Source organism: Kribbella sp. NBC_01245, from assembly GCF_036226525.1.
GTDB lineage: Bacteria > Actinomycetota > Actinomycetes > Propionibacteriales > Kribbellaceae > Kribbella.
On record NZ_CP108487.1, the window covers coordinates 2,709,491 to 2,733,837 of the forward strand.

General features: G+C 68.5%; 21 protein-coding genes. 10 read left to right on the plus strand and 11 right to left on the minus strand.

Annotated elements, in window-relative coordinates; all coding sequences use genetic code 11:
• Positions 1-169 precede the first annotated feature (169 nt).
• Complete coding sequence (gcvT, locus tag OG394_RS11885; RefSeq protein WP_328995264.1) at positions 170-1,276, minus strand: glycine cleavage system aminomethyltransferase GcvT; 1,107 nt, start codon at positions 1,274-1,276, stop codon at positions 170-172.
• Positions 1,277-1,414: 138 nt separating this feature from the next.
• Here gcvT and OG394_RS11890 point away from each other — a divergent pair, with 138 nt between their 5' ends.
• Entirely contained in the window at positions 1,415-2,908 is a 1,494-nt protein-coding gene (locus tag OG394_RS11890) for a leucyl aminopeptidase (RefSeq protein WP_328995265.1), read from the plus strand.
• A gap of 51 nt (positions 2,909-2,959) precedes the next feature.
• Here OG394_RS11890 and OG394_RS11895 read toward each other — a convergent pair whose 3' ends face one another.
• Positions 2,960-3,277 carry a hypothetical protein gene (locus OG394_RS11895; protein ID WP_328995266.1) on the minus strand — a complete coding sequence of 106 codons (318 nt, stop codon included), beginning with the start codon at positions 3,275-3,277 and terminating at the stop codon, positions 2,960-2,962.
• Positions 3,278-3,422: 145 nt separating this feature from the next.
• On the opposite strand from OG394_RS11895, the gene lpdA reads away from it, so the two are divergent.
• The 3 genes from lpdA (at position 3,423) to OG394_RS11910 (ending at position 7,765) form a co-directional block, all read left to right on the plus strand.
• A complete protein-coding gene (gene lpdA / locus OG394_RS11900) occupies positions 3,423-4,811 on the plus strand; it encodes a dihydrolipoyl dehydrogenase (RefSeq protein ID WP_328995267.1) in 1,389 nt (462 codons plus the stop codon).
• A gap of 120 nt (positions 4,812-4,931) precedes the next feature.
• Positions 4,932-6,845: a 2-oxoglutarate dehydrogenase, E2 component, dihydrolipoamide succinyltransferase gene (gene sucB, locus OG394_RS11905; RefSeq protein ID WP_328995268.1), complete on the plus strand. Its 1,914-nt coding sequence runs from the start codon at positions 4,932-4,934 to the stop codon at positions 6,843-6,845.
• Positions 6,846-6,859: 14 nt separating this feature from the next.
• Positions 6,860-7,765, plus strand: coding sequence for a TIGR01777 family oxidoreductase (locus tag OG394_RS11910; RefSeq protein ID WP_328995269.1), 906 nt, complete (start codon positions 6,860-6,862; stop codon positions 7,763-7,765).
• A gap of 91 nt (positions 7,766-7,856) precedes the next feature.
• On the opposite strand, the gene OG394_RS11915 is transcribed toward OG394_RS11910, so the two are convergent.
• Positions 7,857-9,605 carry a DUF222 domain-containing protein gene (locus OG394_RS11915; RefSeq protein WP_328995270.1) on the minus strand — a complete coding sequence of 583 codons (1,749 nt, stop codon included), beginning with the start codon at positions 9,603-9,605 and terminating at the stop codon, positions 7,857-7,859.
• 84 nt (positions 9,606-9,689) lie between these two features.
• Positions 9,690-11,057 carry a protein kinase domain-containing protein gene (locus tag OG394_RS11920; protein WP_328995272.1) on the minus strand — a complete coding sequence of 456 codons (1,368 nt, stop codon included), beginning with the start codon at positions 11,055-11,057 and terminating at the stop codon, positions 9,690-9,692.
• Positions 11,058-11,157: 100 nt separating this feature from the next.
• Between OG394_RS11920 and lipB the strand changes: the two genes are divergently transcribed.
• Together lipB and OG394_RS11930 are read left to right on the plus strand one after the other, a co-directional pair.
• Positions 11,158-11,886 carry a lipoyl(octanoyl) transferase LipB gene (lipB, locus tag OG394_RS11925; protein ID WP_328995273.1) on the plus strand — a complete coding sequence of 243 codons (729 nt, stop codon included), beginning with the start codon at positions 11,158-11,160 and terminating at the stop codon, positions 11,884-11,886.
• Positions 11,887-11,911: 25 nt separating this feature from the next.
• Positions 11,912-13,483 (plus strand): hypothetical protein, encoded by a 1,572-nt coding sequence (locus tag OG394_RS11930; RefSeq protein ID WP_328995274.1) that lies wholly within the window; start codon positions 11,912-11,914, stop codon positions 13,481-13,483.
• A 248-nt stretch (positions 13,484-13,731) separates the two neighbouring features.
• Here OG394_RS11930 and OG394_RS11935 read toward each other — a convergent pair whose 3' ends face one another.
• The 6 genes from OG394_RS11935 to OG394_RS11960 form a co-directional block, all read right to left on the minus strand.
• Positions 13,732-14,697 carry a LysR family transcriptional regulator gene (locus tag OG394_RS11935; RefSeq protein ID WP_328995275.1) on the minus strand — a complete coding sequence of 322 codons (966 nt, stop codon included), beginning with the start codon at positions 14,695-14,697 and terminating at the stop codon, positions 13,732-13,734.
• 108 nt (positions 14,698-14,805) lie between these two features.
• Complete coding sequence (locus OG394_RS11940; RefSeq protein ID WP_328995276.1) at positions 14,806-16,029, minus strand: ABC transporter permease; 1,224 nt, start codon at positions 16,027-16,029, stop codon at positions 14,806-14,808.
• Positions 16,026-16,925, minus strand: a complete 900-nt coding sequence (locus OG394_RS11945) for an ABC transporter ATP-binding protein (protein WP_328996826.1) — start codon at positions 16,923-16,925, stop codon at positions 16,026-16,028. The genes OG394_RS11940 and OG394_RS11945 overlap by 4 nt, the downstream gene beginning before the upstream one ends.
• 58 nt (positions 16,926-16,983) lie before the next feature.
• Entirely contained in the window at positions 16,984-17,109 is a 126-nt protein-coding gene (locus tag OG394_RS11950; protein ID WP_328995277.1) for a hypothetical protein, read from the minus strand.
• Positions 17,110-17,217: 108 nt separating this feature from the next.
• Positions 17,218-17,916 (minus strand): response regulator transcription factor, encoded by a 699-nt coding sequence (locus OG394_RS11955; protein ID WP_328995279.1) that lies wholly within the window; start codon positions 17,914-17,916, stop codon positions 17,218-17,220.
• The gene (locus tag OG394_RS11960; protein ID WP_328995280.1) at positions 17,913-19,244 is read right to left on the minus strand and encodes a sensor histidine kinase; all 1,332 of its coding nucleotides are present in this window, start codon (positions 19,242-19,244) and stop codon (positions 17,913-17,915) included. The genes OG394_RS11955 and OG394_RS11960 overlap by 4 nt, the downstream gene beginning before the upstream one ends.
• A gap of 68 nt (positions 19,245-19,312) precedes the next feature.
• Here OG394_RS11960 and lipA point away from each other — a divergent pair, with 68 nt between their 5' ends.
• Genes lipA through OG394_RS11975 form a run of 3 tightly spaced genes read left to right on the plus strand, consistent with a single transcriptional unit; the run spans position 19,313 to position 22,253 of the window.
• On the plus strand, positions 19,313-20,248 hold the full coding sequence (gene lipA, locus OG394_RS11965; protein ID WP_328995281.1) for a lipoyl synthase: 936 nt from the start codon (positions 19,313-19,315) through the stop codon (positions 20,246-20,248).
• A gap of 37 nt (positions 20,249-20,285) precedes the next feature.
• The gene (locus OG394_RS11970; RefSeq protein WP_328995282.1) at positions 20,286-20,984 is read left to right on the plus strand and encodes a DUF4191 domain-containing protein; all 699 of its coding nucleotides are present in this window, start codon (positions 20,286-20,288) and stop codon (positions 20,982-20,984) included.
• A 9-nt stretch (positions 20,985-20,993) separates the two neighbouring features.
• Positions 20,994-22,253 carry a cyclopropane-fatty-acyl-phospholipid synthase family protein gene (locus OG394_RS11975; protein ID WP_328995284.1) on the plus strand — a complete coding sequence of 420 codons (1,260 nt, stop codon included), beginning with the start codon at positions 20,994-20,996 and terminating at the stop codon, positions 22,251-22,253.
• Between the two features lie 5 nt (positions 22,254-22,258).
• On the opposite strand, the gene OG394_RS11980 is transcribed toward OG394_RS11975, so the two are convergent.
• On the minus strand, positions 22,259-22,720 hold the full coding sequence (locus tag OG394_RS11980; protein WP_328995285.1) for an RDD family protein: 462 nt from the start codon (positions 22,718-22,720) through the stop codon (positions 22,259-22,261).
• Positions 22,721-22,889: 169 nt separating this feature from the next.
• On the opposite strand from OG394_RS11980, the gene glnA reads away from it, so the two are divergent.
• Positions 22,890-24,314 (plus strand): type I glutamate--ammonia ligase, encoded by a 1,425-nt coding sequence (glnA, locus tag OG394_RS11985; RefSeq protein ID WP_328995286.1) that lies wholly within the window; start codon positions 22,890-22,892, stop codon positions 24,312-24,314.
• The last annotated feature ends 33 nt before the right edge of the window (positions 24,315-24,347 follow it).

Here is a 24,347-nt window from a genome sequence, read left to right on the forward strand (position 1 = left end):
GACCGCTGGACGACCGGATTGCGGCAGTAATGGTGACCATCGCGATGCTGACGGCGGGTTCCCTCCCGCAGCGAGGCTGGTGCTCCGCTGCGGCCCCATCAGCCAATTGCCGGCAGCTCGGCCCCCTCCCCTCAGGAGCCGAGCAGCCGGTCGTCCGGCGGCGCCGGAGTCAGCTTTCGCGGACGTGGACGGTGACGAAGGGGGGCTTCACGACGTCGAAGAGCTCCTGGCGGCCGCGGATGTCGACCGCGACCTGGTCGCCTTCCTTGATGGTGGCGTCCAGCAGGGCGAGCGCCACACCCTTCTTCAGGGTCGGCGAGAACGTGCCCGACGTGACCTCGCCGAGAGTGGTGCCGTCGGTCGAGACGACGGTCATGTGCGGACGGGGAATGCCCCGGCCGACTGCGCGCAGACCGCGCAGCAGGCGAGTCGGGCCCGCCTCCTTCTCGGCGCGAAGGGCCTGGTCGCCCCAAAACGCCTCCTTCTTCCAGCCGACGGCCCAGCCCGAACGCGCCTGGACCGGCGTGATCTCGGGCGAAATGTCCTGGCCGTGCAGCGGGTACCCCATCTCGGTGCGCAGGGTGTCGCGCGCGCCGAGGCCGGCCGGGACGATGCCGTACTGCTCTCCGGCCGCGAGAAGCGCGTCGAAGATGGCGACCGCGGCCGCGTTCGGCACGACCAGCTCGTAGCCGCGCTCACCCGTGTACCCGGTGCGGCAGACGACTACCGGCGTACCGTCGAAATCGGCCACCGCGAACGCCATGTAGTCGTGGCCGGTCGGCAGCCCGATCGCCTGGACGACCTCGTCGCTCTTGGTGCCCTGGACCGCCAGGATCGCGTAGTCGTCGTGGGTGTTGACGACCTCGATCCCCTCCGGCGCCTGCGCCTGCAAACGTCGTACGACCTCGGCGGTGTTCGCCGCGTTCGGGATCAGGAAGACGTCGTCGTCGGCGTGCAGGTAGGCGATCAGGTCGTCCACCACGCCACCGTCATCCGCGCAGCACAGCGTGTACTGGGCCTGGCCGGGGCCGATCTTGTTCAGGTCGTTGGTCAGACAGGCGTTCACGAACGCCGCGGCGCCCGGGCCCTTGACGGTGGCCTTGCCCAGGTGGCTGACGTCGAAGACCCCGACGGAGGTACGCACGGCCGTGTGCTCGGCCACCACGCCGCTGTATTCCAGGGGCATCTCCCAGCCGCCGAACTCGGCGAACTTGGCTCCCAGCGCGACATGCCGCTCGTGCAGCGGGGACTTCTTCAGGACGGTGGAGTCGGTCATGCAGCGGAACTTACCGCACCGGATAGCGAGGCTGACTCGTTGATCGCAGGCTCACTCCGCGTAGCATGCGCGGGAGCAAGCCAATCGCGATCGTCAGGATCCGGCGTGATCCGCCGGTCTGGGAGGACTGAGTTACCCGTGAGCAGCGTGAGCCTGAGCAAGTCCGATGCGGCCAACGTCAAGACCGACGTGGTGGTCATCGGTGTCGTCAAACTCGACTCCGGGCTCACCCTGCCCGCCGGCACCGAGTCACTGAACGCCGCGTACGGCGGCAAGCTGGCCCAGGTGCTGGCCGACCTCGGCGCGACCGGCCGCGCCGGTGAGGTGACGAAGGTGGCCGGCGCCAAGCCCGGCCGTTCCGCCATGTTGATCGCCGTCGGCCTGGCCGCCGGTGCCGATGGCAGTCTGAAGACCGAGGACCTGCGTACGGCGGCCGGGATCGGCGTCCGTGCCGCGAAGGGCCCGCAGTCCGTCGCGCTGGCGCTGCCCGCCCCCGACGCGGAGGCCGTTCGCGCCATCGCCGAGGGCGCGCTGATCGGGCGGTACTCCTTCACGACGTACAAGTCCGAGGCCGGTACCGACGAGCCCGGCACGATCACGATCCTGACCGACCTCGCCCGCAGCAAGGACGCGAAGGCCGCCCTCGAGCGCGCGGAGGTCGTGGCCGCGGCCGTGCACCAGACCCGCGACTGGGTGAACACGCCGCCGTCGGACCTGCACCCGGTCGAATTCGCCGAGCAGGTGACGAAGCTCGGCAAGGAATACGGCGTCAAGGTCGAGGTGATGGACGAGAAGGCGCTCGCCAAGGGCGGGTACGGCGGCATCCTCGGCGTCGGCCAGGGCTCGGCCAACCCGCCCCGGCTGATCCGCCTCAGCTACACCCCGCGCAAGCCGGTCACGCACCTCTCGTTCGTCGGCAAGGGCATCACCTTCGACTCGGGCGGCCTGTCGCTGAAGACGGCCAACGGCATGATCACGATGAAGGCCGATATGGCCGGCGCCGCCGCCGTGGTCAGCGCCACGCTCGCGATCGCCCGGCTCGGCCTGCCGGTCCAGGTCACCACGTACGCCGCGATGGCCGAGAACATGCCGTCCGGTTCGGCGGCCCGGCCCTCCGACGTACTCACCATGTACGGCGGTAAGACGGTCGAGGTGCTCAACACCGACGCCGAGGGTCGCCTGGTGCTCGGCGACGCGCTGGTCCGTGCCTCCGAAGACGGGCCCGACTTGATCGTGGACGTCGCTACGCTGACCGGCGCCTGCGTCGTCGCCCTCGGCAACAAGGTGGCCGGCGCCTTCGCCAACGACGACACCGCCCGCGACCGGGTGGTCGACGCCGCCACGGCCGCCGGTGAGGCGATGTGGCCGCTGCCGATTCCGTCCGAGATGCTCGACAAGCTGCAATCGCACTCGAAGATCGCCGACCTCGCGAACATCACCGGCGAACCGTGGGGTGGCGCCCTCGCGGCCGCGGCCTTCCTCGGCCAGTTCGTCGGCGAGGGCATCGACTGGGCCCACCTCGACATCGCCGGCCCGGCGTTCAACGAAGGCGGCGCCTCCGGCTACACCTCCAACGGCGGCACCGGCTACGGCGTCCGCACGCTGGTGGAGCTGGCCGCCTCGGCGACCTGATCGCTTCTTTGAAAGCCCCCTGGCCTTTTCGGCTGGGGGCTTTCAATTGGCTTAGCTGAGGCCGTTGCGCTTTTGGCGGGCGTTGTACTCGCGCATGCGCGGCGGATAGCCGACCACGGCCGCGTCGTACGACGGGATGCCGAGTTTGTTCGCGAAGTTGTGCGCCCACTCGACCGACGGGACCCGGCGGCGGGTCCACTCGCCGTCGATCGCGACCAGCAGCAGCGTGTAGTCGGTCACCGCCGTCCGCGGCTCGACAAAACCCTCGACGCCTTGCCGGGTCTGGGCGAACTCGCGCAGGTGCGCCTGGTCGGGGTTGTCCGACTTACGCAGCGTGCCCGGCTTGTGCCGGCGACCGAACCACTTCATAGAGGCAAGTGTCCACTATCACCGCAAATCCGGCCCGGAGGGCACGCGTCGGCCGGGCGGTGACAAGATGACGCTGACATACGGCCTCCCGCCGCGATCCGGAGGGTGGCCGTTCCACCCGCTCGGCGCACCGGAGGAGACCCCTGTGACGAACACCTACGACCTGTTGATCCTCGGCGGTGGCAGCGGCGGCTACTCGGCCGGCCTGCGGGCCGCGACCCTCGGGCTGTCGGTCGCGCTGGTGGAGAAGGACAAGCTCGGCGGCACCTGCCTGCACCGCGGCTGCATCCCCACCAAGGCGCTGCTGCACGCGGCCGAGGTGGCCGACTCCGCCCGCGAGGGTGAGCAGTTCGGCGTCCGCTCGAGTGTTGAGGGTGTCGACATGGGCGGCGTCAACAAGTACAAGGACGGCGTGGTCGACCGGCTGTACAAGGGCCTGCAGGGACAGCTCAAGTCCCGCGGCATCACCGTGATCGAGGGTGAGGGCCGCCTGACCGGCGCCAACACCGTCGAGGTCAACGGTACGACGTACACCGGTAAGAACGTCATCCTCGCTTCCGGTTCGTACTCCCGCTCCCTGCCCGGCCTCGAGCTGGACGGCGACCGGGTGATCGCCAGCGAGCACGCGCTGACGCTGGACCGGGTGCCGGAATCGGCCGTGGTTCTCGGCGGCGGCGTGATCGGTGTCGAGTTCGCTAGCGCCTGGACGTCTTTCGGCACCAAGGTGACCATCGTCGAGGCGCTCGAGCGGCTCGTACCGTCCGAGGATCCTGACTCGAGCAAGGCGCTGGAGCGGGCATTCCGCAAGCGCAAGATCGGCTTCAAGACCGGGACGCGGTTCCAGTCCGTCGAGGTGACCGACTCCGGCGTCAAGGTGACCGTCGCCAGCGCCTCGGGCTCAGGTGAGCCTGAGGTGATCGAGGCCGAGGTGCTGCTGGTCGCGGTCGGGCGCGGCCCGAATACGGCCGGCCTCGGGTTCGAGGAGGCGGGCGTCGTACTCGATCGCGGTTTCGTCACCACCGACGAGCGGCTGCGCACCAACGTGCCCGGCGTGTACGCCGTCGGCGACATCGTGCCCGGGCTCCAGTTGGCCCACCGCGGCTTCCAGCAGGGCATCTTCGTCGCCGAGGAGATCGCCGGCCTCGCGCCCGCGCCGATCGACGAGATGGGCATTCCGCGAGTCACCTACTGCGAGCCCGAGGTCGCGTCCGTCGGACTGACCGAGGCGCAGGCGGTCGAAAAGTATGGCGAGGTCGAGACGGTCAACTACCCGCTCGGCGGTAACGGCAAGAGCCAGATCCTGAAGACGACCGGTTTCGTGAAGCTGGTCCGGGCCAAGGACGCCCAGGTGGTCGGCGTGCACATGGTCGGTTCGCGAGTCGGCGAGCTGATCGGCGAGGCACAGCTGATCTTCAACTGGGAGGCCTACCCCGCGGACGTGGCCCAGCTCGTGCACGCCCACCCCACCCAGAACGAGGCCATCGGCGAGGCACATCTCGCGCTCGCCGGTAAGCCGCTGCACTTCCATGACTGACTGACCTGACAACGTCTGACAGCCTCCGGGCCGTTTCGCCGTGACCCAGATCCCATCGCGTCGCGCGGCACCGTAGGCTGGCCACGAGACTTCGAAAGAGACGAAGGAGCAACCACCGTCATGCCGACCTCTGTATCCCTGCCGGCCCTCGGGGAGAGCGTCACCGAAGGAACCGTCACCCGCTGGCTCAAGCAGGTCGGTGACACGGTTGCCGTGGACGAGCCCCTGCTGGAGGTCTCGACCGACAAGGTCGATACCGAGATCCCCTCCCCTGTCGCCGGCACGCTGCTGGAGATCAAGGCCGCCGAGGACGAGACCGTCGAGGTCGGCGCCGAACTGGCCGTCATCGGCGACGCCGGCGAGAGCACCGGTTCGTCCGACGCTCCCGCTGCCGAAGCGCCTGCCGCTTCGGAGGCCCCCGCCGAGGCCCCTGCCGCCGAGGCCCCCGCTGCTGAGGCCGCCGCGCCCGCTGAGGCTCCCGCTGCCGAGGCTCCCGCTGCGCAGGCACCCGCTGAGGAGGCTCCTGCCGCTGAGGCGCCGGCTGCTGAGGCCGCGCCTGCTCCGGCCGCTGGTGGCTCGGGCTCTGGTGGCGGTACGTCGGTAGTGCTGCCCGCCCTTGGTGAGAGCGTCACCGAAGGCACCGTGACCCGCTGGCTGAAGCAGGTCGGCGACGACGTGGCGGTCGATGAGCCGCTGCTCGAGGTCTCGACGGACAAGGTCGACACCGAGATCCCGTCGCCGGTCGCCGGCAAGCTGCTCGAGATCAAGGTCGCCGAGGACGAGACCGTCGAGGTCGGCGCCGAGCTGGCCATCGTCGGTGCCGCTGGTTCCGCACCGGCCGAGGCCGCGCCCGCCGCCCCGGCCGCACCTGCCGAGTCCGCTGCTCCCGCTCCCGCTGAACCCAAGCAGGAGGAGAAGCCCGCACCGGCTCCGGAGCCCACCCCGGCTCCCGCCGCCGCTCCGGCTCCCGCTGCCGCCGCTCCCGCTCCCGCCGCTCAGGCACCTGCCGCACAGGCTCCCGTTGCTCAGGCACCTGTGGCCCAGGCTCCCGTTGCGCAGGCTCCGGCCGCCTCGACCGCCTCCTCGAACGGCGCTGCCGGTGACGGTCAGAACTACGTGACCCCGCTGGTCCGCAAGCTGGCCGCGGAGCACGGCGTCAACCTCGACTCCGTTGAGGGCACCGGCGTCGGTGGCCGTATCCGCAAGCAGGACGTCATCGCCGCCGCCGAGGCGCAGAAGGCTGCCGCCGCTGCCGCTCCGGCCGCTTCAGCTGGTACGGCGACCGCGCCCACCGCGGCGAAGGCCTCGGTCGAGGTCAGCCCGCTGCGCGGTACGACCGAGAAGATGAGCCGGATCCGCAAGGCCATCGCGAACCACATGGTCAACTCGCTGCACGTCTCGGCGCAGCTGACCACCGTGGTCGAGGTCGACGTCACCGAGATCGCCAAGCTGCGCAACGCCAAGAAGGCCGAGTTCGAGGCCCGCGAAGGCGTCAAGCTGTCCTTCCTGCCGTTCTTCGTGCAGGCGGCCGTCGACGCGCTCAAGCAGTACCCGAAGCTCAACGCGTCGATCGATGACGAGAAGGGCGAGGTGACCTACCACGGCGCCGAGCACATCGGCATCGCGGTGGACGCCGAGAAGGGCCTGATGGTCCCGGTCGTGCACAACGCCGGTGACATGAACATCGCCGGCCTGGCCAAGAAGATCTCCGACCTCGCCGAGCGCACCCGGACCAACAAGGTGCTGCCCGACGAGATGGCCGGTGGCACGTTCACGATCACCAACACCGGTAGCCGGGGCGCGTTGTTCGACACCCCGATCCTGAACCAGCCGCAGGTCGGCATGCTCGGCACCGGCGCCGTCGTCAAGCGCCCGGTCGTGCTGACGGACCCGAAGCTCGGTGAGACGATCGCGATCCGGCAGATGGTCTACCTGGCGCTGACCTACGACCACCGCCTGGTGGACGGCGCCGACGCGGCCCGCTACCTGACCGCGGTCAAGCAGCGGCTCGAAGAAGCCCAGTTCGACGTCTGATTCAACCGACACAAATGAGCAGATACCTGCTGGCCGGTGCGTCCGGCTTCCTGGGTACGGCGCTGACGAAGGACCTGATCGCGGACGGCCACGAGGTCGTCCGCCTGGTCCGGCGCAAACCCAAGAGGCCGGACGAGCTCCGCTGGGACCCGGCCGCAGGTGAACTCGACCCGTCGGCCCTCGACGGCGTGGACGTCGTCATCAACCTGGCCGGCGCCACCATCGGCCGCCCGTGGACCCCGACGTACAAGTCCACCCTGCGCGAATCCCGCGTCACCACCACCGCCACCCTCGCCCGAGCCATCGCGGCCCAGGCCAGTGCTGGGGGTAAAGCGCCGGTGTTCCTCGTACAGAACGGGGTCGGTGCCTACGGCAAGGATCGCGGCGACGAGATCCTCACCGAGGAGTCGTCCACCGGCGACGGCTTCCTCGCGGGCCTGACCGAGCTCTGGTCCGGCGCGGCGGATCCCGCCCGCGAGGCCGGTGCCCGGGTCGCGATCCTGCGGACGGCGGTGGTTCTCGACAACAAAGCCAGGGCGTTCCAGCTTCTCTCCCTGCCGTTCCGCCTGTGCGTTGGCGGTCGCCTCGGCCCAGGAACCCAGTACTTCCCAGTCCTCTCCCTCACCGATTGGCTGCGAGCAACCCGTTTTGTCGCCGACCACGACGAGATCTCGGGCCCGGTCAACGTCGGCATCCCGAACCCGCCGACCAACGCCGAACTCACGAAGGCCTTAGCCGCCGCCCTCCACCGCCCGGCGGTCATCCCCATCCCCGCCTTCCTGATGACGACCGCACTCGGCGAATTCGCCTGGGAACTCCTCGGCAGCAAACGCGCCGAACCCACCGTCCTCCTCAACGCCGGCTTCACCTTCAACCACCCGACGGTCGAAGCCGCGGTTGCCGACGCCCTGGCTCACTAACACGCCAGTACCCCCACCTCTAGGCCGCACCCCACCAGATGGCGGCTGAGGTTTGCGTCGTCCTTGCTCTCTCCGACGAGCGGAGACACAGTCAGGCAATGTCATCGGGCAACTCCCCTGCTCCAAGCCCAGTCCGGCTCGGACAGTTCTTGCCAGCCTTCTTCCCAGACATCCCGACAGCCGCCTTCCCCGCGGTCTTGCTGGTGTTCATGTCAGCCGGCGCTGCTCCTCTGTGCCGTGGTGGTGGCGTGAGTTCGCCAGTGGTGAGGTTGACCTGGCCGAGGTAGCGGGTGCCGTTGTCGTCGACCAGGTACCGGGCTCCACGCGGGGTGGTCCATTCGACGCTGCCGTCAGGCAGCAGGGCATTACGCAGGCCACCGTGGGTTTTGGCCCGGTGGGGCGTGCGTGTCACCGGCAACAGGTTCCGGGTACTGGTTTGTCCCGGTGGACCGTTCTTGTCGTAGGGCACGACGTGGTCAAGGTCGGTGGAAAAGGTGGTTTCGCCAGTGGACCACGGCTCCATCGGCGTCGGGTAGCGCAGCTTCACCCATTCCCTGATCCGCTGCGGCACCACGTAGTCGTCAGCACTACGGTGTTCGCGCAGGTCGATGACTGGCTTGAGGACCACGGCTTCGTGGCCGATGAGTTCTTTCAGTTGCGACACCAGCAGCGGGCCGATGCCCTCGACCCACGCGACACCGTCACCGCTGGCCAGTGCCTCCTGCGAGATTCGCACGTAGAACGGATGTGGTGCCCGGGTGCGGTTGGGGTTGCGGGCCTTGAGGCCGGCGAGGAGCTGATCCAACGGCACATCCACGGCACTGTCGCTTTCGGTGCCGTACGCGTCGCCCTCGCCGCCGCTGTCCCCCTCGCCGCATTCGCCGCATTCGCCGCCCTCGCCGTCGTCGCGGTCGGTGCCGTACGCGTCGCTCTCCCCGCCGCTGCCGCCCTCGCCGTACTCGCCGTACTCGCCGTCGTCGTTGCTGTGGTGGGCTGCGGCGTCCGGGGTGGCGTTCTTGCGGGCTTTGCGGCGGCCGTGTTCGCGCAGCTCCAGGGCCACGGCCGGGTCGGCCAGCAGGCCAACGGCCTTGGCGCGGAGTTGCTGGTGGGAGCCGGGCTCGCCCTCCTGGGCCATGATCTCGGCGAGTTCGTCGACGGCGGCATCGAAACGGATGGCGTCGCCGGTCGCGGTGCGGGCGATGACGGATTTGGTGCCGTGGTCGTTGGATTGGCCCAGCCACACGCCGCGTTGGCGGGCGTAGAGGTCGGCGTCGGCTTGGGCTTTGGCGGGGTCGGCCTGCATTTTGGCCGCCTTCACGAACACCTTCAGCCGTGACGGGGTGACGGTGTTGATGATGGCGTGGATCTTGGCGTCCACGATGCCGGCCGCGGCCAGGGACAGGGATAGGCAGGTGCGGGCGATCGAGCGGGCCCGCCAGGCTTCGGCGTTGCCGGCCAGGACCTGGGCGAGGATTTTCGGGAACCGGTGGCGCAGTGCGAGGGCTTCGCCGAGGTAGGCGGCCGCGGCGCCGTGGGACATGCCGAGGCGCCAGCCGAATTCCTGGGCGCAGAATTCGGCGATCGGCGGGCAGCCCTCACCGCCGTACACGCGCAGCCGTTCCACTCCCGGCACGATCTCGCCGCCGGGTGGGGGGGCGACGGTGGCGTTGAGGTCGGTGTAGTGCAGGGCGAGCAGCAGCGACTCGGCCTCATCGGCCGCGATGCGGGCGCGCGAGGCGGCGGCGCGGTCCAGGGTCTGGTCCACGTCGAGCTCATCAACACCGATATCGAACATACTAGCGATTATACAGACCGAGAAGCCGCCATTCCCGTTATCCACAAGGGAAAATCGCTACCTGGCCGAAGAGAAGAGACGAAGCTCCCGCGCGCACCAGGTTGGCGCCTTCCGTGCGCGCGGGTGAGGTCAGACAGTGGTGATGTTGTTGATGCGCCACTGCGTGCCTTGCTGGGTGAGGGTGATGAGGCGGGTGGTCGGTTGCCCAGTTGGCAGGAGTGTTCGATGGCCGGCGGTGTCTTTCAGCACACCGCCGGCGAGGTGGTCAATGACGCGCAGGACTGCGGTGGTTGCGGCTTGGCGTTCTATCGCGACACCCTCGATTTTCATCGAGAGGCCTTGCACGGTCAGGCCGCTTCTTCGGTAGGCGGCCAGCATCGAGCGGTCTGCCAGCCACGGCCTGCTCCCCCGCACATAGATGGCATCCAGTGCCGAGAAATCCAACGTGGCAAAGGAAATCGCCCGTTGGCGATCGAGTGCTCGCAACATCGCCAGCCAGTCCGCGACAGTGCGCGCGCCGCCTCCCCGCGCCACCGGCGGGCCAGTCGTCGTACGGGCTGGTGTGTTGGAGAACGAGGGAGCGGCACCCGGTGACGGCGGTTGGGCTAAAGGAGGCGATGTCGCGGGGGCTTCGGCGGCCGCGGATGAGCCGCCGCTATGGCCGATGAGCAGCACACCGGTGATCAGGAGTGCTGTCGCGAAAAGCGCCGCGAGCCCGAGCAGGACCACTCGGGCGTCCGGCCGCGGCAAGGCGGGTAGCCGCCGTCCCACCTTCGGTTTCCGCCTTCGGGCTTGCGGGACGCCCGCCGCTCGCGACTTCGCAAGCCCACCGATGGGCCGCACTTCCCTTCCCCAGGCGGGCTGTACATCCGATGCTGTGGGCGCTTCGAAGGCGAGGTCGATGGGCGCTGGTTCGGACAAGGCCAGCAAACACCCAGCGAGGCTGGGGGCGTCGGTGAATAGGGCTGGGGTGAAGGTCGTGGGTGAGCCGCCCGCGAGGAGGGCCAAGTCACGCAAGGCGTTCAGGTCCGCCTCGGCACCACTGCCCTCGTAGGAGTGGAGGCCGAGGTCGGTAAGGATTGGGCGGCCGTCGGCGGTGAATAGAATGTCGCCGGCGCCGAGGTGGCAGTGGTGGAGGCCGATTTGGTGGGCGGCGGCCAGGGCTTGGGCGATGGGCACGAGGAGAGTGACCAGCTCGGCGACGGCGAGGCGGCCGCGACGGGCGAGCAGATCGGCGAGGCTGCCGGCCGGGTAGTACTCAGTCAGGACGAACCACTCGTGCTCGGTACGCCGTACGTCCAACTGGCGCGCGACATGCGGATGGGAGAAGCCGGGCGCGAGCCGCTGCCGGAAGGCATGCTCCGACGGCACGCGCTCGACCGGGACGCGTTTGACCACGACGAAGCGGCCGGTCGCGTGATCGCGCACCAGTTGCACCGTGCCGATCGAACCCGCGCCGAGCGTCCGCCGTACTGAGAATCCAGCGAATTCCTCCATGCCAGAAAGAGTGCACCAACTCGGCCGACGACCCCCGAAGTTATCCACAGGCCCGGACGCTGCCCGCCGACGGAGCAGGCGACCGACCTACACTCGGAGGGTGAGAGAGATCGAATACGTGCTGGCCGGGTTCGGGACCGACGCTGTCGCCTACGAGCAGGCCTGGGCCGAGCAGCGCCGTCTGCACGAGGGCGTCGCGGCCGGGACCGCGGGTGACACAGTGATCCTGCTCGAGCACCAGGCGGTCTATACGGCCGGCAAGCGCACCGAGCCGCACGAGCGACCCTTCGACGGGACACCGGTGGTCGACGTCGATCGTGGCGGCAAGATCACCTGGCACGGTCCGGGCCAGCTCGTCGGCTACCCGATCGTCAAGCTCGCCTCACACGTTTATGTGGTGGATTACGTCCGCAGGCTGGAGGAGGCGCTGATCGCGGTCTGCGCGGACTTCGGGGTCAAGACCGGCCGGATCAAGGGTCGTTCCGGCGTCTGGGTCGCGGCGGACGAGCGCGGCCGTGACCGCAAGATCGCCGCGATCGGCATTCGCGTCGCCCGCGGTGTGACGATGCACGGATTCGCCTTGAACTGCGAGAACGACCTGGCCGGGTTCAACCAGATCGTGCCGTGCGGCATCCCCGACGCGGACGTGACGACGTTGTCGGCCGAGCTCGGCCGACAGGTCCCGATCGCCGAGGTGCTGGATTCGGTCCGTCGCCATCTCGACGAATTCCTTGCCTGGGGCGACTATCAGCGCAGCCCCGATCTCGATCAGCCGGAGGAAGCTCCGGCAGGGATCACCTACGGCTTGGCTGTGTCGCCACTACCCTGAGCAGAAACGTCGTTACGGTTGGGCCATGACCAAGTTCTTCGGTTTCCTGCTCGGAGTAGCCGTCGCATGTGCCCTGCCCGCCGCATTCGGGGTTCTAGTCGCCGAGGGTGGCGTCGAGCTGAGCACCAAAGAGCTGGCCCTTGCCTACGGCATCGGTGCTCTGGTCTTCTGGGGCGCGATTTCGATCGCCACGGGCGCTGCGGCGCTTGGTGCGGCCCTTGCCTTCGGCACCATGATCTACGCGGTCCACTGGATCCCCAACAGGACCAACAACTTCCTCAACGACGTGCCGGGTGTAACGACCGGCATGATCGAGGGCCTGCGGGCGAACGTCCTTAGCGGCCTCATCCCCGTCCTGGCGGTCATAGCGCTGATCTACTCGATCCAGCAGATAGTGCAGGCCGTACGACGTCGCCGCGCGCGTAAGGCCGAAGAGGCCCGTCTAGCGCAGGAGCAGGCTGCAGCTGGTGAGACCCCGCAGTACGGCGACCCGTACGACCAGCCGATGGAGAGCCACACCCACGGCTTCGTCGAGCAGTACGACCAGCCGTACGACCAGTACGCCGACCACGCGCCAGTGGAGTCCACCCGGGAGTTCGCGCCCGTATACGAGCAGACTGCACCCATCCCCGTGCAGGAGCCTGCGTATGCCGGGGAGCAGACCGAGATCCAGGGTGCGGACGAGCAGACCACGCAGTTCGCGACAGCCGACGCGAGTGACGACGAGAGCCGGGACGAGACGGTCCAGTTCGCCGCCACCGGTGAGACCGAGACTGCCGAGCGCGATGAGGTCGCCGATGCGGCGGCTAGTGCCTCCCCGGAAGACGAGGCTGTGGAGGACAACGCTTCCGAGATCACCCAGGTCGCGGACGAGGACCGGAAGGCCGAATCGCCTGTGCTGGAACAAGATCCCCTGCCGCTGACCCCGCCCATGTCAACGCGTACGACGCCCCCGGCCGCCGAGCCGACGACCAGCGCGGCCACCCCCGAGCCCGTCGAACCTGAGCCCGCCAAACCCGAGGCTGCCAAGCCCGAGGCCGCCGAATCCGAGGCCTCCGCTCCCGATCGGGACGAGCCGTCGACTGGCGAACGCCCCTCGACGCCGTCCGGCCCCACCGCCTCGGCAGGCATGGGCATGGGCATGGCTGGCGCCACCGGTGCAGCCGCTGCGGGCATTGGCGTAGCCGCCGGCGGAACGGCCGCCGCGGCGCCCCTGATCCCGTCGGCCCCCGTGCCCGCGACTACCCCCGTACCCACGACGCCGTCGACGCCAGTGCCCCCGGTTGCACCTGCGCCGGTTACGCCGTCGGAGCCGATGACCGAGGCGTTCGTACCGGCCGCGCCGAACGGCCTCCAGACCTCGGGCGCGACGACCGCCTGGGGTCAAACCGACGAGCAGACGGTGACGGCCCGCCAGGTCGAGGCGGATGCGCAGACAGCGCAGTTCGAGTCGGCGGCCGACGCGGCCGGGATCTACCGCGAACGCATGGACGAGCCGGACACCGGATGGAACCTCCGCGCCATCCCGGCCGAAGACCCGCCCGGCGAAACCCACCCCGGCGCACCCACCTTCCGCCCGGCCCCCGGCCCGGCCTGACCTACTGACGTAAAAAGAGAAGCCCGGGCCCACCAAGGCCCGGGCTTCTCCATGTCACAAGGTCCATCTTTTCCTTTGCACTCATTCGTCGGAATCCGCCCTCTTCCACCGCAGATCTGTCCACGCACGCGGTGCTCAAGGGCGGATTTCGACGAATGAGTGCAAAGGAAAGGGCCGCTGGCGTGGTCGCAAGGGACCGATGAAGGGCGACTCACCGTGTCACGAGGGCCTGATGAACGGGAAATCCGTTAGGCGACGTGCATTTGGGGGTGGTGGCCTAGGCGGGCGTGGGCGGCCAGGGCTTCGGCGTAGGCGTGGCTGGCCATTTGGCAGACGTCGGGGGCCATGGCGGCGCGCGGGGAGTCGGTACTCCAGGCGAGCATCAGTTTGCGGTGGATCGGGTCGCCCGCGAGGGGCCGGGTGGTGAGGCCCGGGCTGAGCATGCGGTACGACGTGGGCGAGACGAGCGCGACGCCCTGGCCGCTGGTGACGAAGCCCATCTGGACCGACGTATCGACCGAGTGATGCTCGACCCGCGGCGCGAACCCGGCCTGCTCACACGCCGCACGGAAAAGCACGTGGAAGCCACTGTCGTCCGGTGGTTCGCCGATCCACTCCTCGTCGGCCAAGTCGGCCAGGTCGACCTCGCCACGATGAGCGCTGGCGATGGCGAGCGGGTGATCGGTCGCCATCACCACGTACGCCGTTTCGGACTCGACGATCGTGCACGCGTCGACGCCCGGCGGCAGCCGTACGTCGAAACCGGGGAACTCCCGCAGCAAGGCGAAGTCGAGCCGGCCCGACTCGAGCTGCTGGAGCAAGACCGAGGTGGCCCACTCGACCTCGATGCTGACCTGCTCGATCTCGCAGTGGTCGCGCAGCCGGCTGGCGATCCCCGACATGGGCGCGGTCGGGAAGCCGCCGAGCCGGACGGCGCTGGGCTGGACCTCGGTCATCGCGCTCACAGTGGCGGCGAGGTGGTCCACGTCGACGAGGATGGCGCGGGCCCGATCGACCGTGTAGCGGCCCAGTGCGGTCGGTTTGACCCCCGTGCGGGAGCGCTCGAACAGCTCGCCGCCGAAGGCCGCCTCGATCCGCTTCAGCTGCGCGGTCAGGCTCGGCTGGCTCACCTTGAGCCAGCGGGCGGCGCGACCGACCGAGCCGGCCTCGGCGACCAGCACCACGACTCTGAGGTGACGCAGCTCCACGTTCATGCGCCGAAACCGTAGCCGAGTAACCGGCTCCGCACACAGCGGAAGCGTATTGCGGTTAAGTAACAGACCTCAAAAAGTCTGTAACGCTCGCCGAACCTGTCCGATGTATCACCCCGCCTTGAGCTTGAGCGCCTCCCGATAGCCCAGCTTCCGGCCGGTCTGCAGCAGCGTCCGCTCGTACAGCCGGGCGCCCACCCGGATGATCACCATCGTGGTCAGCAGCAGGATCCCGATCGCGGCCAGCGGCTGCCACAGCGGCACGTCCTCGGTCAGCATCCGCCCCGGCATCGCCATCGACGAAGCGATCGGGATGAACGACGCGATCTCCTTCGGCCCCGGCCCAGCGAACGCCGAGAAGAAGAACGGGATCATCAGCAACATCTGCCCCGGCAACGTGGTCGAACCGAGATCCTCCTGCCGAGTGGCCAGCGAACCCGCGACCGCCCACAACCCGGCCAGCGCGACGAACCCGAGCACGAAGAACACGACGAACCAGCCCGCCACCGGCGCGATCACGTCGAGCAGCTCGCCCTTGCCGGTGAGCATCAACCCTGCCAGCGCGGCCGCACCGATCACCACGATCTGGCCGAGCGCGAGGATCGAGTTGCCGATCACCTTGCCCCAGAGCAGCGCTCGGATCGGCACCGCGGCGGCCAGGATCTCGACCACCCGGCTCTCCTTCTCCTGCACCACGCTCTGCGCGATCATCATGCCGAAGCCGAGCGCGGTCACGTAGAAGATCAACGCGAGACCGATACTCGCGAAATCCGCGACGACGTCCGGCAGCGGCCCCGGATTGAGCAGCCGTTCCTCGACCGTGGTGCCGGCCCGAAGCTCGGCCGGGGAGAGGCCTGCGCGCTGCGCGTTCTTCTCCATCACGTCGTTCGAGACGGCCTCGCGCAGTTGGCCGACGAGGCTCGAGTCGATCCGGTCGTCGCCGACCACGGCATAACCGGCCTCGGTCGGCACCAGCGCGGCCGCGACTTCGCCATCCGTGACGAGTTGCGAGGCGTCCGCGGGCGAGGCCACCCGTCGTACCTCGAAAGCTGTGCCGCCATTGACCGCGTTGGCGCGCTGTACGACGGAAGCGCCGGCGTCGTTGACCACGGCGATCTTGTCCGGGCTGTCGTTGCCCGCGATCAGCGACGGGATGAAGATGCTCGCGATCACCAGCACCAGCATGAACACGGTCGACCCGACGAAGGTCTTGTCCCGCAGTTTGGTGACGACCTCCCGCTCGGCGACCAGCTGCCACGGGTGCCGCAGCCCGCCGCCCACCGGCGTACCAGTCGACGTCTCCAAGGAAGGCTTGGCTTTCAGGTCCGTGCTCATCGGGTCGCCTCCCGGAAGATGTCGCTGAGGGCCACGCGCTCCGGTGTGAACTCCAGCACCGGGCCGCGGCTGATCGCCTGCCGCAGGATGTCCTGCTCACGCCCGGGATGATCCAGGTCGAACGACGCCGTACCGCCGTCCACATCGCGCACGGTCACGCCGTCCACATCGCGCAGCCAACCCGCATCGACAGGTACGGCGTCCCCGGCGCCCATCACCAAGCGGTACGTCGACCCGGGCGGGCCGCCGAGCTCGGAGACCGGCCCGGCCGCGACGACCTTGCCCGCGGAGAGTACGACCAGGTCGTCACAGAGGCGTTCGACCAGGTCGAGCTGGTGACTCGAGAACAGCACCGGCACGTCGGCCGAGACCTCTTCGCGCAGCAGGTCGACCATCGAGTCGACGGCGAGCGGGTCGAGCCCGCTGAACGGTTCGTCCAGCACCAGCGCGACCGGTTCGTGGATCAGCGCGGCGGCGATCTGGACCCGCTGCTGGTTGCCCAGCGACAGCGTCTCCAGCGTGTCCTCGGCGCGCTCGATCAGGCCGAGGCGGTCGAGCAGCCGGTTGGTCCGGTCCAGCGCCCGGCTCGGGGTCTGGCCGTGCAGCCGGCCGAAGAAGACGAGCTGGTCGCGGATCTTCATCTTCGGATAGAGCCCGCGCTCCTCCGGCATGTAGCCGAAGTCGCGCCGGCCGGTCGACGTCAGCGGGGCGCCATGCCAGCGCACCTCGCCGAGGGTCGGGGCCAGTACGCCCAGGATGATCCGCATGGTCGTGGTCTTGCCCGCGCCGTTCGCTCCGACGAACCCGGTCATCCGACCCGGCACCACGTCGAAGGTCACGTCATCGAGTGCCACGTGATCACCGAACCGCCGGGTCAACCCAGCAACGCTCAGCATCCCGCTCACCGTTCCTTTACTAGCTCTGCCCCCACCTTCGTCGAAGGCTTGGCCAAGGCTAGTCAACAGCGCACGTCCGTACGTCGGCCCGCAGTGGGACCGCCCGCGTCATCCGTACGACGGACCCGCGCCCCACGCCGTACGACAGCTCAGCCGCGGGCGCTATCTCGCATTTGTCGTTCATTCGTCGCAATCCGCCCTCAGCGGTGCGCTGACCTGTACAGGTCAGCGGCGGGTTGAGGGCGGATTGCGACGAATGAACGACAAATATCCAAGCGACGGGTGGTTGGCGTTAGCCGCGGGCGTCGGAATTGGTGGCGCCGTCGTCGCCGGGGATGACCAGGCCGCACTCGTACGCGAAGACCACCGCCTGGACCCGATCACGCAGACCGAGCTTGAGCAGCACGCGAGACACGTGCGTCTTGACCGTCGCCTCCCCCACGAACAGCTGGCGGGCGATCTCGGTGTTGGTCAGACCGCGCGCGATCAGGCCGAGCACCTCGCGCTCCCGCTCGGTCAGATCGGCGACCAGGTCCGGCCGGTAGACCCGCTCGCCGCCACCGGCAAAGCGCTGGATCACCCGGCGGGTCACCTCCGGCGCGAGCAGGGCATGGCCGGAATGCACCACCTGGATGGCCTCGACCAGGTCCTCGGGCGCGGTGTTCTTGAGCAGGAACCCGCTCGCGCCCGCGCCGAGTGACTCGAACAGGTAGTCGTCGCGGTCGAACGTGGTCAGGATGATGACCTTGCCCGCGCCCGCGTCGACGATGCGCTGGGTGGCGGCGATGCCGTCGAGCCCGGGCATCTGGACATCCATCAGTACGACGTCGGGGCGCAACTCGTTGGCGAGCTGGACCGCGCGTTCGCCGTCCGCCGCCTCGCCGACCACCTCGATATCGGGTTCGACCGAGAGGATCATCCGGAAGCCGGCCCGAACAAGGTCCTGGTCGTCGACGAGCAGGATCCGCATCGGCGTACCAGTGTCTGTCACAGCTGCTGCTCCTTCACCGGGAACCGGGCGCGAACCCGGAACCCACCGACCGACCGTGGACCAATCTCACTCTCGCCGCCGAGCAGGGCCACCCGCTCGCGGATACCGACGTGGCCGAGGCGGCTGCCGACCGGCGCGTGCTTGGGCCGGCCGTCGTCGATCACCTCGATCTCGACCGCGCCCTCGTCCAGATAGCGCAGGGTCACGTTCGCGGTCCGGGCGGTCGAGTGCCGCCGGACGTTCGTGAGCGCCTCCTGCACGATCCGGTAGACCGATACCGACACGGTCTCGGGCAGCTTCACCGGCGTCCCGATCCGGTGGAAGCCGACAGACAACTGGTCACCACTTGCGTCCGCCACTAGCGCCGGTAGGCGGTCCACGTTCGCCTGAGGCGCCTTGATCGACGGAGTCCCGACTTCCTCGTCCAAGTCGGGATCGGCCGCACGAAGCATTCCGAGTAGCTGCCGCATCTCGTTGACCGCCGTACGGCTTGAGTCCTCTATGACGCTCAGTGCGCCCTTGGCCGCCTCCGGGTCGGTCTCCATCACCCGGCGCGCTCCCCCGGCCTGTACGCCGATGCTGCTGATGTGGTGCGCCACTACGTCGTGCAGCTCTCGGGAGATCCGTAGACGCTCGTCGATCACAGCGCGGCGAGCGTTGGCTTGTTGCTGCTCAGCCAGTTCAACCGCCTGTCGCTGCAGCTCGTCGTGTTGCCGGGCAGTGCGCCAAGCGGTCAGACCCCACAACCACGCGCCGACGAAGTACGCGACGTTGATACAGATGTTGAGGATCACGTACGCGACGTACGGCGACAATAGGCCCTTCGCGGCCGACCCTTGGATCTCGTCGCTCTTCAGCGCCTCGTAAAAGCCGTAGGCCAGCCAGATGAACATGCCGACCACTACGACGATGATCGCGATCTGGAACCGCTTGCGGTCCTGGGCCCACGCGGCCCCCGTGTAGATGGCCATGAACAGTGAGACCTGGGTCACAAGGTTGGCCCCGGCGATCATCGGCAGACGCTCTCCCACGATGAAGAACAGCACAGAAGTCGCGAGCAGCGTCAGGAGCGGGAAACGCCGCCGGACGCACAGCGCCAGCGGTACGACAGCACTGAGGAAGTAGCCCTCGACACCGCCCGCACCCATGTCGATCGGCTCAGGCGAGGCGCTGCGGAGGAGTTCCGCCGCAAGGACCCCCGCGACCGCCAGACCCAGGCCTAGCCCGATATCGGTTCGTGCGGCGGCCTGCGACGGGCCTGGGCGGCGCCAGGCCGACGTACGCGCTGGTTCCGCCGAAGCCAGGCTGACGGGAGGACTTGTAGACACAAGTGCTCACCCTAGTAGTCGTGGGACTCGTGCCCGGGCGGTGTGAGCGGCGGCGTACTCTGGTGGCCGTGACGATCGCCCCAGAAGGACGGAAGCTGCTCAGACTCGAAGTGCGCAACGCGGAGACCCCGATCGAGCGCAAACCCGAGTGGATCAAGACGCGCGCCAAGATGGGCCCTGAGTACCAGAAGCTGCAGAAACTCGTGAAGGACGAGGAGCTGCACACGGTGTGCCAGGAGGCCGGCTGTCCCAACATCTTCGAATGCTGGGAAGACCGCGAGGCCACCTTCCTCATCGGTGGTGACCAGTGCACCCGGCGCTGCGACTTCTGCCAGATCGACACCGGCAAGCCCGAGGCCCTGGACCGCGACGAGCCGCGCCGTGTGGCCGAGTCCGTCGTGAAGATGGGCCTGCGGTACGCCACCGTCACCGGCGTGGCCCGCGACGACCTCGAGGACGGCGGCGCCTGGCTGTACGCCGAGACGATTCGCCAGATCCACGCGCTCAACCCGGGCACCGGCGTCGAGATGCTCGCGCCCGACTTCAACGCCGTACCGGAGCAGCTGGCCGAGGTGTTCTCCTCCCGGCCGGAGGTGTTCGCGCACAACGTCGAGACCGTGCCGCGCATCTTCCGCCGGATCCGCCCGGGCTTCCGCTACGAGCGTTCGCTGGACGTCATCACCCAGGCCCGCGACTACGGCCTGGTCACCAAGTCGAACCTGATCCTCGGTATGGGCGAGACCCGCGAGGAGGTCAGCCAGGCGCTGGCCGACCTGCACGGAGCGGGTTGCGAGATCATCACGATCACCCAGTACCTGCGCCCGTCGCTGCGGCACCACCCGGTCGAGCGCTGGGTCCGGCCCGAGGAGTTCGTCGAGATGCAGGCCGAGGCGGAGGCGATCGGTTTCGCCGGTGTGATGTCCGGACCGCTGGTCCGTTCGTCTTACCGGGCCGGTCGGCTGTACCGTCAGGCGGTGGAGTCGCGGATGACCGCGAACTCCTGACGAGTCCGCTCCGAGCAAAAAGGCAGAACCAGGACCGATGGCGAAGAAAGACGCAGCCTCCGAGAAGAAGCAGGGCCGGCTCAAGCAGATCCGGTCGGCCTACCAGTTGACCAAGAAGTCCGACCCGAAGATCGGGCTGATCCTGGCCGGCATCTTCATCGCGGTGGTCGCCGTGTTCGTCGCGGTCGGTCTGCTGGTCGGTCCCTGGTTCGTGTGGATCGGTCTCGGCGTCCCGCTGGCGCTGCTCGCCACCACGGTCGTGTTCGGCCGCCGGGTCGAGAAGGCGGCGTACAGCCAGATCGAGGGCCAGACCGGCGCCGCGGCGTCCGCGCTGCAGACCCTGCGCCGCGGCTGGACCGTCACCCCGGCCATCGCCGTCACCAAGAACGCGGACATCGTGCACCGCGTGGTCGGCCGGCCCGGCATCATCCTGGTCGGCGAAGGCCAGCCCAGCCGGTTGAAGAACCTGCTCACCGCCGAGCGCAAGAAGCACGTGCGCGTGGCCGGTGGCGCCCCGGTGATCGAGATCGTGGCCGGTGACGGCGAAGGCGAGATCGGCATCCGCAAACTGTCGAAGCACGTGATGAAGCTGCCGGCCGCCCTGCAGCCCTCCGAGATCACCGACCTGCTGCAGCGGCTCAAGGCGCTCGACGCGGTCCGTCCGCAGGTGCCGATGCCCAAGGGGCCGATGCCGTCCAACCTCAAGGGTGCGCGGCAAGCCATGAAGGGCCGCTGACCAACGGCAATGGCGGGGGATCTCAAGACAGCGCCCGCTGGTTGGGCGAAGGTCAGTCAGCCACGCACTAATCCGGTACGACGCGCGGCCGCGGCCGCCGCCGTCCGCTATGTCGCGCGGGATATGACCGCCACCATCGAGCTGGACGGTAAGCAGCTCGGCCAGGGTGGCGGTCCGGTGATGAAGGTGCATCGCGCCGGGCAGTTCCTGGACCGCCTCGGCAGCGACGCGGGCACCGGCTTCGGCGAGGCCTACCTGGCCGGCGACTGGGATCCGGCGCCGGGCACGGACCTGGCCGATCTGCTGCTGCCGTTCGCGGAGCGCTTCAGCTCTGAGAAACAGACCAGCCTGGTGCCGAAATGGGCCCAGTCGCTGCGCTGGCTCGCCACCCGCAGCCAGCCTGCCGGTGCCGACAACGATCGCCACCAGGCCCAGGAGAACGTCAGCGCGCACTACGACTTGAGCAACTCGATGTTCGCCGAGTTCCTCGATCCTTCGATGACGTACTCCTCCGCGCTCTTCGAGCCGGGACGCCAGGACGTCGCGACGTACGGCGATCTCCAGGCGGCGCAATTGCGCAAGCTGGACGCCGTACTCGACGCCGCGGGCGTGCAGGCCGGATCGCGGGTGCTGGATATCGGCTGCGGCTGGGGCAGTCTCGCCATCCGCGCGGCCCAGCGTGGCGCGTGGGTCACGGCCATCACGATCGCCCCGCAGCAGGCGTTGCAGGCACAGGGCCTGGTCGACGCGTCCGGCTATGGCAGCCGGGTGAAGGTGGCACTGCGCGATTACCGCGACCAGATCGGCGAGTTCGACGCCGTACTGAGTGTGGAGATGATCGAGGCCGTCGGCGAGAAGTACTGGCCGGTCTACTTCGGCGCGATCGAACGACGGCTCGCGCCCGGTGGCGTGGCCGTCATCCAGGCGATCGTGATGCCGCACGAGCGCATGCTGGCCACCCGGAACACCTTCACCTGGGTCCAGAAGTACATCTTCCCCGGCGGACTACTGCCCTCGGTCCAGGCGATCGAGCAGGTCACCGGGCAGCACACCGGCCTGAGCGTCGAGGTGCTGCGCCGGATGGGCCCGGACTACGCGGCCACGCTGCGGATCTGGCGGCGGCGATTCCTCGAGCGCTGGCCGGCCATCGCGCAGGGTGGTTTCGACGACACGTTCCGCCGGATGTGGGAGTTCTACCTGGCCTACTCCGAGGCCGGATTCCGGTCCGGATATCTGGATGACGTGCAGATCCGGTTGATCCGGCGTTAACAAAGTCAGCGTTCCAGTACGACTGTGCCGGCCGCCCGATCGTGCAGCCCGCGGCGGTCGGTGTCGAAGACCACGGCCGGGATCAGCAGGCAGATCAGCAGTGACCGGGTGGTGCCTTTGAGTAGCCCGACCGGCGCCGTACTGACCAGCTTGCCCTCGACCTGACCGACCCGCAGGCCGCAGATCCGGTGACCGATGGTCGAGCCGGCCAGTCCACTCAGAATCGCCGACATCGCGAAAAAGATGGTCAATTGGGCGAGATTCGTGTCATTGCCCCCAGCCCACAATGGTTTGCTCGTCACCGCGGACGCCACCAGACCGGCGATGATCCAGTCGATGAACAGAGCCAGGAAACGCCGGCCCCACCCGGCCACGGAGCCCGCGCCCTGCTCGGGCAATCCGAGACGACTGCCCGGATAGCGGAACTCGCCGCTGGGTTGTGCGCCGGACGGCGCAGTCGATGCCATGATGACCAGGTTACCGAGCGGCCTGCGAGCTCTCACCGGCCCGGGGTCAGCGCCGATCCTTATCGACTGGGCACGCTGGGCGTAACATCCGCGAAACATTAGGGTCACGGCCGAGTAATGGGCAGGCCCTACGGTCAAGGCAATCTCTGAGCCACCCCGAGGAGTACGTATGTTTTCCAGCGCTGAGGAGCTGCTCGCCTACGTCAAGGACGAGGGCGTCGCGTTCATCGATGTCCGATTCTGCGACCTGCCGGGCATCATGCAGCACTTCACCGTCCCGGTGTCGTCGTTCGGTCCTGAGGTCTTCGAGGACGGGCTGCAGTTCGACGGCTCGTCGATCCGTGGCTTCCAGCAGATCCACGAGTCGGACATGTCGCTGCTGCCCGACCCGACCACGGCGTACATCGACCCGTTCCGCCGGGACAAGACGCTGATCGTCAACTTCTTCGTGCACGACCCGCTGACGGGCGAGGCCTACAGCCGCGACCCGCGCAACATCGCGCGCAAGGCCGAGGCGTACCTGAAGTCGACCGGTATCGCCGACACCGCGTTCTTCGCGCCCGAGGCCGAGTTCTACGTCTTCGACGACGTGCGCTTCGAGACCAAGCAGAACGAGAGCTACTACCACATCGACTCCGTCGCCGGCGCCTGGAACACCGGCCGGGTCGAAGAGGGTGGTAACCGCGGTTACAAGGTCCGCTACAAGGGTGGCTACTTCCCGGCCCCGCCGGTCGACCACTTCGCCGACCTGCGCAACGACATCACCAAGCACCTCGAGACCAGCGGCCTGCTCGTCGAGCGCGCCCACCACGAGGTCGGCACCGCGGGCCAGGCGGAGATCAACTACCGCTTCAACACCCTGCTGACCGCGGCCGACGACGTGATGAAGTTCAAGTACATCGTCAAGAACACCGCTTGGGACGCCGGCAAGACCGCGACCTTCATGCCGAAGCCGATCTTCGGTGACAACGGCTCGGGTATGCACTGCCACCAGTCGCTGTGGAACGGCGGCGACCCGCTGTTCTACGACGAGTCCGGCTACGGCGGCCTGTCCGACGTCGCCCGCTGGTACATCGGCGGCATCCTGAAGCACGCCCCGTCGCTGCTGGCCTTCACCAACCCGACGGTCAACTCGTACCACCGCCTGGTGCCGGGCTTCGAGGCGCCGGTCAACCTGGTCTACTCGCAGCGCAACCGCTCGGCCTGCATCCGGATCCCGATCACCGGGTCCAACCCGAAGGCCAAGCGGATCGAGTTCCGCTGCCCCGACCCGTCCGCCAACCCGTACCTGGCCTTCTCGGCCCAGCTGCTGGCCGGTATCGACGGCATCCGCAACAAGATCGAGCCGGCCGACCCGATCGACAAGGACCTCTACGAGCTGCCCCCGGAGGAGCACGCCTCGGTCAACCAGGTCCCCACCTCGCTGCCGGCCGTGATCAACTCGCTCGAGGCCGACCACGAGTTCCTGCTCGAGGGCGACGTCTTCACCTCGGACCTGATCGAGACCTGGATCGACTTCAAGCGCGAGAACGAGATCGCCCCGATCCAGCTCCGCCCCCACCCGCACGAGTTCGAGCTCTACTACGACGTGTGATCCGTAGGTCTTCCTGACCTGCGACCGTTCGCC